Genomic DNA, 13,592 nt, shown 5'->3' on the forward strand with positions numbered 1-13,592 from the left:
TTAGTTATCCACAGCCTTAGGCAGTTTTAAAAATAGTCTTGTAATCTTGTCCTATTCAAGTTAAAATAATTATCCACTTATCAATCCCTCTATCCACATAAATATGACTATATCCACAGCAACCCGTGTATTACTTAGGTTTTCTGTTGACAGATCTACATAAATATGTACTTAATCCACACCATCCGGTGATTTTTTGCCTTTTAATCATCTATCCACATGTGCGTAAGTTTTCTGCAAATTCCAATGAATTATCCACAAGTTTTCCACAATCTATAATAGACGCAAAAAAGCCACTGTCGAGTTATCAACAGTGGTCTATTTGTGCTTGGCAACGTCCTACTCTCCCAGGACCCTTCGGTCCAAGTACCATCGGCGCTGGAGGGCTTAACGGTCGTGTTCGGGATGGGTACGCGTGGAACCCCTCCGCTATCGCCACCAAACATGCGTCTGTGAAACAGACGCTGCCGCGTGAAATTCGGTTCTTCACCAGAAGTGAGAATGAATTTCTAAGCGTGTTACAGGCTTGATGCCTGAAAACTGAATCCGAAACGAATCTGCATTCTAAGTATAGGATAAGCCCTCGACCGATTAGTATTGGTCAGCTCCATGCATTGCTGCACTTCCACCTCCAACCTATCTACCTCGTCGTCTTCAAGGGGTCTTACTAATTGGGAAATCTCATCTTGAGGGGGGCTTCACGCTTAGATGCTTTCAGCGCTTATCCCGTCCGTACGTAGCTACCCAGCCATGCTCCTGGCGGAACAACTGGTGCACCAGCGGTACGTCCATCCCGGTCCTCTCGTACTAAGGACAGCTCCTCTCAAATTTCCTGCGCCCACGACAGATAGGGACCGAACTGTCTCACGACGTTCTGAACCCAGCTCGCGTACCGCTTTAATGGGCGAACAGCCCAACCCTTGGGACCTACTTCAGCCCCAGGATGCGATGAGCCGACATCGAGGTGCCAAACCTCCCCGTCGATGTGGACTCTTGGGGGAGATAAGCCTGTTATCCCCAGGGTAGCTTTTATCCGTTGAGCGATGGCCCTTCCATGCGGTACCACCGGATCACTAAGTCCGACTTTCGTCCCTGCTCGACTTGTAGGTCTCGCAGTCAAGCTCCCTTATGCCTTTGCACTCTGCGAATGATTTCCAACCATTCTGAGGGAACCTTGGAACGCCTCCGTTACTCTTTAGGAGGCGACCGCCCCAGTCAAACTGCCCGCCTGACACGGTCCCCGTACCCGATTAGGGCACTAGGTTAGAACCTAGATACGATCAGGGTGGTATCCCAACGGCGCCTCCACCGAAGCTTGCGCTCCGATTTCTACGGCTCCCACCTATCCTGTACAGATCGTACCCAAATTCAATATCAAGCTGCAGTAAAGCTCCATGGGGTCTTTCCGTCTTGTCGCGGGTAACCTGCATCTTCACAGGTATTAAAATTTCACCGGATCTCTCGTTGAGACAGCGCCCAAGTCGTTACGCCATTCGTGCGGGTCAGAATTTACCTGACAAGGAATTTCGCTACCTTAGGACCGTTATAGTTACGGCCGCCGTTTACTGGGGCTTCGGTTCATAGCTTCGGGTTACCCCTAACCACTCCCCTTAACCTTCCAGCACCGGGCAGGCGTCAGCCCGTATACTTCGCCTTGCGGCTTCGCACAGACCTGTGTTTTTGCTAAACAGTCGCTTGGGCCTTTTCACTGCGGCCCCCTCGTGCTATTCACACTACCGGGGCACCCCTTCTCCCGAAGTTACGGGGTCATTTTGCCGAGTTCCTTAACGAGAGTTCTTCCGCGCGCCTTAGAATTCTCTTCTCGCCTACCTGTGTCGGTTTGCGGTACGGGCACCTTCTCCTGGCTAGAGGCTTTTCTTGGCAGTGTGAGATCATGACCTTCGCTACTATAATTTTCGCTCCCCATCACAGCCCAGCCTTAATGATGTGCGGATTTGCCTACACATCAGCCTCACTGCTTAGACGGACATCCATCAGTCCGCGTCACTACCCTCCTGCGTCACCCCATCGCTCATAGCGGATTACGGTGGTACAGTAATTTCAAACTGTTGTCCTTCGACTACGCCTTTCGGCCTCGCCTTAGGTCCCGACTTACCCTGAGCGGACGAGCCTTCCTCAGGAAACCTTGGGCTTTCGGCGGATCAGATTCTCACTGATCTTTTCGTTACTCATACCGGCATTCTCACTTGTGTAGTGTCCAGCGCTCTTTTCAGTACACCTTCAACCCCTACACAACGCTCCCCTACCCCAGATACATAGTATCTAGCCATAGCTTCGGTGGTGTGTTTAGCCCCGTTACATTTTCGGCGCAGAGTCACTCGACCAGTGAGCTATTACGCACTCTTTCAATGGTGGCTGCTTCTAAGCCAACATCCTGGTTGTCTGTGCAACTCCACATCCTTTCCCACTTAACACACACTTGGGGACCTTAGCTGATGGTCTGGGCTGTTTCCCTTTTGACAATGGATCTTAGCACTCACTGTCTGACTCCCGGCAATAAGTATATGGCATTCGGAGTTTGACTGAGCTTGGTAATCCTTGCGGACCCCGCACCCAATCAGTGCTCTACCTCCACTACTCTTATACCGAGGCTAGCCCTAAAGCTATTTCGGGGAGAACCAGCTATCTCCGAGTTCGATTGGAATTTCTCCGCTACCCCCACCTCATCCCCGCACTTTTCAACGTACGTGGGTTCGGGCCTCCAGTGCGTGTTACCGCACCTTCACCCTGACAGGGGTAGATCACACGGTTTCGGGTCTACGTCCACATACTAATCCGCCCTATTCAGACTCGCTTTCGCTGCGGCTCCACCTTCTCGGCTTAACCTTGCATGTTAAACGTAACTCGCCGGTTCATTCTACAAAAGGCACGCCATCACCCATTAATAGGGCTCTGACTTTTTGTAAGCACACGGTTTCAGGTTCTATTTCACTCCCCTTCCGGGGTGCTTTTCACCTTTCCCTCACGGTACTGTTTCACTATCGGTCGCCAGGTAGTATTTAGCCTTAGCAGATGGTCCTGCTGGATTCATACGGGGTTTCACGTGCCCCGCACTACTCGGGATCCGTCTCGGAGAGAACACAGTTTAGGTTACAGGGCTTTTACCTCTATCGCGGGCCTTTCCAGACCTCTTCACCTACCATATTCCTTTGTAACTCCATGTGAGACGTCCCACAACCCCTAAGAGCAAGCTCTTAGGTTTAGGCTGTTCCGCGTTCGCTCGCCGCTACTGACGGAATCACTATTGTTTTCTCTTCCTCAGGGTACTTAGATGTTTCAGTTCCCCTGGTCTGCCTCTACATTTCCTATGTATTCAGAAATGAGTAACTGCGAATTACCACAGCTGGGTTTCCCCATTCGGACACCCCCGGATCAAAGCTTGCTTACAGCTCCCCGAGGCAGTTTCGTTGTTCGCCACGTCCTTCGTCGGCTCCTGGCGCCTAGGCATCCTCCGTGTGCTCTTATTAGCTTAACCTTGATTTTTCCGAAGAAAAATCTCACTAATAACATTTACTTGTTTGCACAAGTTGCTAAAAGATGTTCTAAAACGCAAATTCGTTTCGGTATCCAGTTTTCAAGGATCAAGTGTATAGACATAACAAATAGATGAAGTTTGTTGGTGGAGCCAAGCGGGATCGAACCGCTGACCTCCTGCTTGCAAGGCAGGCGCTCTCCCAGCTGAGCTATGGCCCCGCAAATTCCATCAAAACCGAACAAATGGATACACGTTAATTGGTTATGGAAGTTAAACTTCCGATTTGAATGTCCTCATTGCAGAGAACGATTCTCCATAGAAAGGAGGTGATCCAGCCGCACCTTCCGATACGGCTACCTTGTTACGACTTCACCCCAATCATCTACCCCACCTTCGGCGGCTGGCTCCCTTGCGGGTTACCCCACCGACTTCGGGTGTTGTAAACTCTCGTGGTGTGACGGGCGGTGTGTACAAGACCCGGGAACGTATTCACCGCGGCATGCTGATCCGCGATTACTAGCAATTCCGACTTCATGCAGGCGAGTTGCAGCCTGCAATCCGAACTGAGACCGGCTTTGATGGGATTGGCTCCACCTCGCGGCTTCGCTTCCCGTTGTACCGGCCATTGTAGTACGTGTGTAGCCCAGGTCATAAGGGGCATGATGATTTGACGTCATCCCCACCTTCCTCCGGTTTGTCACCGGCAGTCACTCTAGAGTGCCCAGCATTACCTGCTGGCAACTAAAGTTAAGGGTTGCGCTCGTTGCGGGACTTAACCCAACATCTCACGACACGAGCTGACGACAACCATGCACCACCTGTCTCCTCTGTCCCGAAGGCCGCTGCTATCTCTAGCAGATTCAGAGGGATGTCAAGACCTGGTAAGGTTCTTCGCGTTGCTTCGAATTAAACCACATACTCCACTGCTTGTGCGGGTCCCCGTCAATTCCTTTGAGTTTCAGTCTTGCGACCGTACTCCCCAGGCGGAGTGCTTACTGTGTTAACTTCGGCACCAAGGGTATCGAAACCCCTAACACCTAGCACTCATCGTTTACGGCGTGGACTACCAGGGTATCTAATCCTGTTTGCTCCCCACGCTTTCGCGCCTCAGCGTCAGTTACAGCCCAGAAAGTCGCCTTCGCCACTGGTGTTCCTCCACATATCTACGCATTTCACCGCTACACGTGGAATTCCACTTTCCTCTTCTGTACTCAAGCCACCCAGTTTCCAGTGCGACCTCAGGTTGAGCCCAAGGTTTAAACACCAGACTTAAATAGCCGCCTGCGCGCGCTTTACGCCCAATAATTCCGGACAACGCTTGCCCCCTACGTATTACCGCGGCTGCTGGCACGTAGTTAGCCGGGGCTTTCTTCTCAGGTACCGTCACTCCGGTAGCAGTTACTCTACCGGACGTTCTTCCCTGGCAACAGAGCTTTACGATCCGAAAACCTTCATCACTCACGCGGCGTTGCTCCGTCAGGCTTTCGCCCATTGCGGAAGATTCCCTACTGCTGCCTCCCGTAGGAGTCTGGGCCGTGTCTCAGTCCCAGTGTGGCCGTTCACCCTCTCAGGTCGGCTACGCATCGTCGCCTTGGTGGGCCGTTACCCCACCAACTAGCTAATGCGCCGCAGGCCCATCCCTCAGTGACAGATTGCTCCGTCTTTCATTCTTCTCTCAGGAGAAAAAAGAAATTATCCGGTATTAGCTACCGTTTCCGGTAGTTATCCCAGTCTGAAGGGCAGGTTGCCTACGTGTTACTCACCCGTCCGCCGCTAAGTTATTTTGAAAGCAAGCTTTCAAAATAACTCCGCTCGACTTGCATGTATTAGGCACGCCGCCAGCGTTCGTCCTGAGCCAGGATCAAACTCTCCAATTAGTATTGAAAAGAGCGATATGCTCATTTTGAAACTGACGATTCATTAATTGAATCTTTTTAAAAATTAACGTGTTCCATTTGTTCAGTTTTCAAAGAACTTGCTCCTAGCATTTCGACATTCAATGTCTCTTGCACAGGAATTAGATTATATCATGTTTGTTTCTATCTTGTCAACTTATTTCTTCATCGCTTGTGTTTCGTATGTGCGATGCGTCGTAAGCACAAGAGATAATATACCATGCTGTCATTGAGTTTGCAAGCTTTTTTTGAAATAAAAAAATCATTCGTATAAATAACTTCGATACAACACAAATTGATACCATTCATCCATTATTTGTGGCTAAATAGAATTTATCGTATTCGCCAATCTTACCTTTTAACTATCAGTACAGAGAGGAGTCAAAATGGAGACCAAACCTACAGACGCTGCATCCAAGGTAGACAGCAAGGACAAGGAGCAGCGTAATCTGCAGCAGGCAACGATTTATAAAATTTTGTTAGCTGTCAGTTTTGTTCATTTATTTAATGATTCTATACAGGCAGTCATTCCAGCAATCTTCCCTATTCTCAAAGATAATCTACTGCTCTCTTTCGCCCAGATTGGATGGATCTCATTCGCTTTAAATATGACGTCATCAGTAATCCAACCCGTCATTGGATATGCTGCAGACCGTAAACCCCGTCCTATATTATTACCACTGGGTATGTGCAGCACATTTTTAGGTGTACTTCTATTGGCTTATGCCAATAGCTATTTTCTGGTCTTATTCTCGGTTATCCTGATCGGATTCGGTTCAGCCACCTTCCACCCAGAAGGTATGCGTGTTGCTCATATGGCCGCAGGTCAGCGAAAGGGATTGTCGCAATCTATTTTTCAAGTGGGCGGCAATGCTGGCCAGTCCCTGGGTCCAATGCTTACGAAATGGGTATTCATCCCCTTTGGCCAGATTGGTGCCCTAGGCTTCACGATCGTCGCGGCTGCCGGAATCGCTGTTCAGACCTATGTAGCTCGCTGGTATAGAGAAATGCTAGATGCCGGTTATACCTTTCATAAAAAATCAACAGCACGGGCAATCGACCCCGCCCGCCGAAAAAGTATACGAACAGCAACGATTATTCTTGTATTCCTAGTCTTTGTTAGGTCTTGGTATGGCGCTTCTATCGGCAGTTACTACGCCTTCTATCTAATGGACAAATATCAAATGACGCTGGATAAAGCCCAAATCTATATTTTTATGTATTTGGCTGCTGGCGCAGTGGGTACATTTTTTGGAGGTCCGCTGGCTGACCGTTTTGGACGGCGTAATCTCATCTTACTATCAATGGTAGGAACCGTTCCCTTTGCACTTGCTCTACCCTTTGTAGGTCCATTATGGGCGGCTGTATTGCTGCTGATTGGCGGTTTCATCCTTCTGTCCAGCTTCTCTGTTACCGTCATTTATGCTCAAATGCTATATCCGGGCAACATTGGCACAGTTTCAGGTCTGATCACGGGACTTGCTTTTGGACTCGGCGGGATCGGCTCATTAGTCCTCGGCAACCTCATTGATAGTATCGGGATTGCTAAAGTGTTCATCGCTTGCGGCTTCCTCCCGCTGCTTGGGTTTCTTGCCTTGCTGCTTCCTAGAGATGAGAAATTAGAAGAATGGGCGGCGCAATAACTTCTCAATGATCACTTAAGGCTTTACTCATTACTGTAGAAAATAGAGCGGCAGCCTTCCCGCTGCCTTCAGTCATGTAATTATCCTGATTCGTACGATCAAATCCCATCCATACCGCAGCTGTCCACTCCGAAGTATAGCCTACAAACCAAAGATCCCGATTAGCTTTCTTGCTCACGCCAGCCAAGTCCAATTGGGTCGTACCGGTCTTTCCCGCTACTGGTCTGTTCATCTGCGCTTTTTTCCCTGTTCCTTCATTAACAACATTGCGTAACATAGCCGTCATCGCTTCTGCGGTACGCGGCGAGATTACCTGACGTGATTCAGAGGGATGAGTATACAAGACCTTCCCTTTTGAATCCGTTATGGAGCGCACCATATGAGCCGCATTAAATTTCCCTCCACTAGCAAAGACACTGTAGGCCTGGGCCATTTTTAGTGGAGAAACCCCATTATGAAGCCCCCCCAAAGCTATTGATAAATGATTGTCCTCCTCCGTCAGTACAATTCCTAATTTGGCGGCAAATTGCCGCGCAGAAGAGATTCCAACCTGCTTCAATACCCATACGGCTGGTGCATTGATGGATTTTTGCAAAGCTGTGTTCATTGTGACCTGACCTTGGTATATACCGTTCAAGTTCTCAGGCTTGTAGCTGCCATAAGCAACTTTACGGTCGGACAGCATACTATTCGGGTTGAATTTCCCGCTCTCCAGTGCAGGTCCATAATCAATGATCGGCTTAAAGCTGGAACCCGGCTGACGTGCATCAATAATAGCTCTGTTCAAATTGCCCTCGTTTTGATCTCGCCCACCAATCAATGCCACTACTTCTCCTGTACGATGATCCATTATGGTCATAGCTGCTTCTACCTGCTGATCTTTTCCGTCAGGTGGAAATGAAGCCTCTTTGAGAACGGCCTGCTCAAGTGCCTGCTGTGCTTTGATGTTCAAACCTGTAACTATAGTGTAGCCGCCTGTACGAAGCTCCTCTACGGATTTCCCTGTGATCTGAGCCGCTTCCTTAAGGGCGGCATCCACATAATACACTCCGGCAACCCCATTTTCGACCGCAGCTGGAGGCTGATATTGTTTATTCATAGCTTCCTGCATTTGCTCATACGTGATTAGTCGCTGATTGAACATCATCTTTAGCACTAGATTTCTTCTCGTTTTGGATAATGCACTATTGTCTACTGGGTTATAAATAGAGGGTCCTTTAGGGATTCCCGCCAGAGTGGCTATTTGCCAGATCTCCAATTTTTTCAGATCAGACACGCCGAAGTAACGCTTCGCTGCTGCTTTTACTCCATATTGTCCCCGCCCCATATAAATCTGATTGAGGTACAGCTGCAAAATCTCACGTTTCGTCAGTCGCTGCTCCAAGGCAAAAGCAATAGAGGTTTCATTTAACTTACGCAGCATATTCTTATCTCTGTTCAAATAAAGATTGCGAGCAAGCTGTTGAGTAATACTACTGCCACCTTCTGATAAACTCATGTCCAAGATATTTTTTAAGAACGCGCGTGATATCCCTTTATAATCGACCCCTTGATGGCTATAAAAACGGCGGTCTTCTACTGTTAAAAAGGTATCTATTAATAAAGCCGGCATCTCCTCAAGCTCTGCTGTAAGCCTATAACCCGAGCTCGGTAGCGGAGTCATTCGTATAACTGTTCCATCTGAAGCTGTGATGAGGCTTGATTCTGGCAATTGCAGCCTATCCTCATGCCGGTTAAGTACAATACCCCCATACTGGTATACATAAAACAAAATCAAAAGCACCAATACCGTACTAATAACACTCACATCAAATAATAGGTACCCTACTCGCAATATCCGGGTGCGTGCATTCCATCTGCTCATGATTCGATAATCAGGTTCTCCAGGAACCGCTCCATACTGCGTACTTCATCATTCGCTGCTGCAAGAAGTGTATGTACTTCCGCCCCATCCTCTTCAACCTCACGGAGAGTGCGAAGTATCGCCCTAGTTCTTATTAATAAAGCTACTGCTGGTGTGTCCTCTATCCGCTTTGAGCTTGCACCTCTATCTGGAACTTCTATTCTTTGCATTCGATTGAGGTTAGCAGCAATTTCACCTATTTCTCCTCCAGAGAGAACCTTGATGTTCTGGGCGACTCCTTTATCTGCCAGCTCCGTGGTTCCCACCACTAGCGAGCGCAAATCATCAGCCATTTTCTGTGAACGAAGAACATACAGCCCACCGAAGACTAGAATAAATAGAAGGATGGCACTAGGGGTTTGACCCATATGATTAATAACCCAATGAATAAGCCGGACAAAAAAGGCTCCTGGTTGACCCGAATAATGAGAATACAGCAAAGCGACAGCCCGCTGGACAACAAAAAGAAAGGCAGCACTCAAAAGAGCACAACCCATAAAAATATATAAATAGCTGATACGAACCGTCCGAAGTTTTGGCATGGTAGTTCCCTCCTTGTGCCACAAGGATAACTTCCAAATCTTAAGAACCCGCCATAGTTTTCTTAAGATTCTATGAAGAATGGGAAACGGGTAATAAAATCCGTGTGAAGAGATGTACTTTCTACATAAATAACGCCATTGTGGCGTTCGATGATACTTTTGGCAATCGCAAGTCCAAGCCCTGAGCCGCCTGTATGCTGTGAACGCGACTTTTCTGCCCGATAGAATCGCTCAAAAATAAAAGGGATATCACTTTCCGCAATCCTCTCTCCGAAGTTGCTAATACGGACCACAGCATCATTTTCCTTTTTACTGAAACCTATCTCCAATTTCCCGCCGCTTCTGCCGTAACGGATCGCGTTAGTAATCAAATTTTCATAAGCACGTACTAATTCTTTAGGCGAAGCCTCTATCCATAACTCATCAGCAACGTCCTCGATTTCATAGATCATATCCGCCTTTGTTAGTTCAGGAACTGACTCCTCCGCCAGCTGCCGTATGAAGGCCTTCAAATCCAATCTCTGCATAACCAAAGGGTACTCTCCACTATTTACACGTGTGTATTCAAAAAGATCATCGATCAGTTTACGCAGCACCAGGGATTTGTTGTAGGCTATATCCACGTAATACCGGATTTCCGCTTCTTCCTGACATCGATCTTGTTCGATGTATTCCAGAAAGCCCAAGACAGAGGTAAGCGGGGTGCGTAAATCATGGGAAACACCTGTGATCAAGTCATTTTTCGCATTTACAGCTTTACGTTCCTCCTCTATGGAGTGCTGCAAACGCTCAGCCATTTCATTAATATTCTCAGCCAGCACGCCCAGCTCATCCGTGGTTCTGACTTCAATTCTATGGGACATCCCGGAGCTTGTAATTTCTCGAATCCCTTTTGTGATCTCTTCCAGATACAGCACAACTTTACGAGTGTAGATAAAAAAGAATAATAAAAAGCTGATAATACCCGCTGCTGTCATTAGTGGCATAGAGCCAATATGATTAATAATCCAGCGCAGTATGCGTGAATAGGGAGCCGACTCTGAAGCCGGATTTAGATAGATCATAAAGTTGACGAGTTGGTACCCTGCCATGAGCAGCAAAGCGCCCGAAAGCACACTCAGCAAAAAAGCAAACATAAACTTCCAGCGAATCGTCGTTATATATTTAGAATTCAAGAAGCCTCACCTAATCCTTTCAGGAAGGTCCGTCCAATTTATAGCCAACTCCCCAGACGGTTTGTATGTAACGTGGGCGTTTCGAATCGATTTCGATTTTGTCTCGGAGATTACGAATATGTACCATCACTGTGTTACCGCCATCTAGAAAAGGTTCATTCCATACCTTATTGTAAATTTGCTCCAAGCTAAGCACTTGACCTTGGTGTCTCGCCAAAAGCTCTAGAATAGAGAATTCCCGCGGAGTCAGTTTAATCTTCTGCTGGTCTACATACACCTCATGCTTAGACGTATCTATAGTCAGATCCTCAAAGCTTAGTTTGCTGTCGTTTCCCAAGGTATTACTATCCTTATTGAATCCGTGATAACGGCGCAACTGTGATTTTACTCGTGCCACAATCTCCAAAGGATTAAACGGCTTGCCCACGTAGTCATCTGCCCCGAGGCTCAGGCCGGAGATCTTGTCCATATCTGTATTTTTGGCTGATAGTATGATAATTGGCATTTTCCGCTCTTCACGGATCTTCATACATGCAGCTAGCCCGTCCATTTTAGGCATCATGACATCAAGAATAATTAGATCAACTTCCTCTTTCTGCAGACATTCCAGCGCTTCCATTCCATCATAAGCCTTTAGCAGTCTATAGCCTTCATTACAGAGATAAATCGTTAACAGTTCTACAATTTCCTTCTCATCGTCTACTAACAATATCGTTTCTCTCTTCACAGGAAGGGTTTCCTTTCAAATATAGTAATAAATATCTATAGCTATATATTAGCAGATCATCCGAATTTTTTTCTAAAAATGAAACGTTTAGTTGTAATCCACGCAAAAAAGGCCCCTGCTCCTCTCGTACTTAAACGAAATGGAACCGGGAACCTTTTGGAATCGAATATAGTTTGTTACTTACATATCCAACAAGCGAATTAGCTCATCTTCATCCTCAATGACCTGAATGCCTAACTGCTGCGCTTTAGCCAGCTTACTGCCAGCTTTTTCACCAGCAATAACTAAATCCGTCTTCTTCGACACACTTCCCGACACCTTTGCTCCGAGTGCTTCCAGACGTTCAGCTGCTTCATCTCGGGTAAGCTTTTGCAAGGAACCGGTCAATACGACCGTTTTGCCACTAAAGAAGGAATCGGTACTAACAGGACGTGGCGCCTCAGGAGCCTTTGCTTCCACACCCAACGTCCGCAAGCGGGAAACATTAGCTACTACAACTGGGTCTGCGAAGAAGCTGACAATGCTCTCGGCGACAATCCCACCAATGTCTGGTAACTCAGCGAGCTCCTCGGCTTTGGCCTGCATCACAGCATCCAGATCGCGGAAATGATCAGCCAACATCTTCGTCGTTGCTTTACCTGTGTTAGGGATCCCTAACGCGAAGAGAAATGAAGCAAGATCTCTACCTTTGCTATCTTCTAAAGCTTGCAGCAAATTCTGTGCTTTTTTCTCACCAAAACGGTTCAGCTGTACAAGCTGCTCAAAGTTCAGTTCATACAGATCCGCAGAGTCATGTACATTAAGCTCATCATAGAGCTGACCCGCCGTCTTCTCACTGAACGTCTCGATATCCATCGCATCACGCGAAGCAAAGTGGGTGATCCGACTGATAATCTGCGGCCTACAATTCAGTTTATTGTTACAGAAAAGATGTGCTCCGCGCATTTCTAACGGATATCCACAAGCTGGACAATCCTCAGGGAAAATAATCTCTCCACCGTCATTCTCCTCTGTTACCTTGCCGAGAATTTCTGGGATAACATCATTGGAACGGCGAATAAAGACCCGCGAACCTAAGGCAAATTTCAAGTTTTTGCGCTCAATATCACCCACATTATTCAGGGTGCAGTTCTGAACGGTAACTCCGGCAAGCTCTACAGCCTCAACCCGAGCCAGCGGAGTCACTTTACCTGTACGACCTACATTCCAGCTAACAGACTCCAGCACGGTCGTCGTTTCTTCGGCTTCAAATTTATAAGCTACTGCCCAACGCGGGAACTTGTCAGTGTAGCCAAGCACCTCACGGATCCGGAAATCCGTGACCTTAATTACAGCCCCATCAATGAGGTAATCAAGACTCGAACGACTCTCCTCGATTCCAGCGAGCTGCTCAGTTACATCATCAAAATCATTGCAGTAGGTCAGGTATGGGTTCACTTTAAATTTGTTATTCCGCAGAAAATCCATCATTTCCTGATGGTCAGCGAACTCCGCGCCTTCTGCAAAGCCTACATTATAGAAAAAAGCGTTCAAACGGCGGTCCGCAGTAGTCTTCGGATTAAGATTACGCAGTGCACCTGCTGCTGCATTACGCGCATTCTTCAGCGGCTCTGCAGCCCTTGTATTATAATCAGCCAGCACAGACAGATTCATAATCCCTTCACCCTGAACCTCAATGACCCCATCCTTGAAGGGAATCGTCAATGGAACGGATTTGATGGTCTTCACCTGTGCAAGTATTCCTTCGCCAACTACACCATTGCCACGCGTTGATGCCTGTTCGAGAACACCATTACGATAGGTTAAATTCAGCGTCAAGCCATCGAACTTCAGTTCTACTGCATAACAAGGATCAGGAAGAGGGGTATCTGGATTCTTAAGATTGTATTCATTCACTAACCGGAGCACCCGGGTATTCCAGCTGCGCAGCTGTTCAATATTCTGTGCTTTATCCAGACTCCAAAGCGGTGCCAGATGCCGATGCGGCGTGAAGCCCTTAAGCAGCTCTCCACCTACACGTTGTGTAGGCGAATCCGGTAGTACGAAGCCACTCTCAGCCTCCAGTGCTACAAGCTTGTCGTATAAAACATCGTATTCCTTATCGCTGACTAGCGGTGCATCCAGCGTGTAGTAGTGGTAATTATAGTTATTTAATTCCGCAACAAGCTCTTCCATCACATGCATAGCATCCATGCAGGTACATCCCTCCGT

6 protein-coding genes, 1 tRNA gene and 3 rRNA genes are annotated in these 13,592 nt (G+C 47.6%); 1 reads left to right on the forward strand and 9 read right to left on the reverse strand.

From position 1 onward, the window contains the following. Nucleotides 1-326: 326 nt before the first annotated feature. The 4 genes from rrf to NST25_RS28310 form a co-directional block, all read right to left on the reverse strand. A 5S ribosomal RNA gene (rrf, locus tag NST25_RS28295) occupies nt 327-443 on the reverse strand. Nucleotides 444-571: 128 nt separating this feature from the next. After that, a 23S ribosomal RNA gene (locus tag NST25_RS28300) occupies nt 572-3,496 on the reverse strand. Between the two features lie 142 nt (nt 3,497-3,638). Further along, a tRNA-Ala gene (locus NST25_RS28305) sits at nt 3,639-3,714 on the reverse strand. Nucleotides 3,715-3,815: 101 nt separating this feature from the next. Next, a 16S ribosomal RNA gene (locus NST25_RS28310) occupies nt 3,816-5,373 on the reverse strand. Together the 16S, 23S and 5S rRNA genes with 1 tRNA gene alongside form the textbook arrangement of a ribosomal RNA operon. Nucleotides 5,374-5,777: 404 nt before the next feature. On the opposite strand from NST25_RS28310, the gene NST25_RS28315 reads away from it, so the two are divergent. Continuing rightward, a complete protein-coding gene (locus NST25_RS28315; protein WP_340392947.1) occupies nt 5,778-7,034 on the forward strand; it encodes an MFS transporter in 1,257 nt (418 codons plus the stop codon). Between the two features lie 4 nt (nt 7,035-7,038). Here the strand turns inward: NST25_RS28315 and NST25_RS28320 are convergent, their stop codons facing one another. The 5 genes from NST25_RS28320 to ligA all read right to left on the reverse strand — a co-directional run bounded on the left by NST25_RS28320 (nt 7,039) and on the right by ligA (nt 13,574). After that, nucleotides 7,039-8,841: a PBP1A family penicillin-binding protein gene (locus tag NST25_RS28320; RefSeq protein WP_340392948.1), complete on the reverse strand. Its 1,803-nt coding sequence runs from the start codon at nt 8,839-8,841 to the stop codon at nt 7,039-7,041. A gap of 53 nt (nt 8,842-8,894) precedes the next feature. After that, nucleotides 8,895-9,479 (reverse strand): HAMP domain-containing protein, encoded by a 585-nt coding sequence (locus NST25_RS28325; protein WP_076220674.1) that lies wholly within the window; start codon nt 9,477-9,479, stop codon nt 8,895-8,897. A 62-nt stretch (nt 9,480-9,541) separates the two neighbouring features. Further along, a complete protein-coding gene (locus NST25_RS28330) occupies nt 9,542-10,654 on the reverse strand; it encodes a HAMP domain-containing sensor histidine kinase (RefSeq protein WP_340392949.1) in 1,113 nt (370 codons plus the stop codon). 19 nt (nt 10,655-10,673) lie between these two features. Beyond that, on the reverse strand, nt 10,674-11,381 hold the full coding sequence (locus NST25_RS28335) for a response regulator transcription factor (RefSeq protein WP_036678667.1): 708 nt from the start codon (nt 11,379-11,381) through the stop codon (nt 10,674-10,676). Between the two features lie 180 nt (nt 11,382-11,561). Next, the gene (ligA, locus tag NST25_RS28340) at nt 11,562-13,574 is read right to left on the reverse strand and encodes an NAD-dependent DNA ligase LigA (protein ID WP_076099629.1); all 2,013 of its coding nucleotides are present in this window, start codon (nt 13,572-13,574) and stop codon (nt 11,562-11,564) included. Nucleotides 13,575-13,592 lie beyond the last annotated feature (18 nt).

Origin of the sequence: Paenibacillus sp. FSL E2-0190 (genome assembly GCF_037992965.1) — a bacterium.
Taxonomy (GTDB): domain Bacteria; phylum Bacillota; class Bacilli; order Paenibacillales; family Paenibacillaceae; genus Paenibacillus_AQ; species Paenibacillus_AQ odorifer.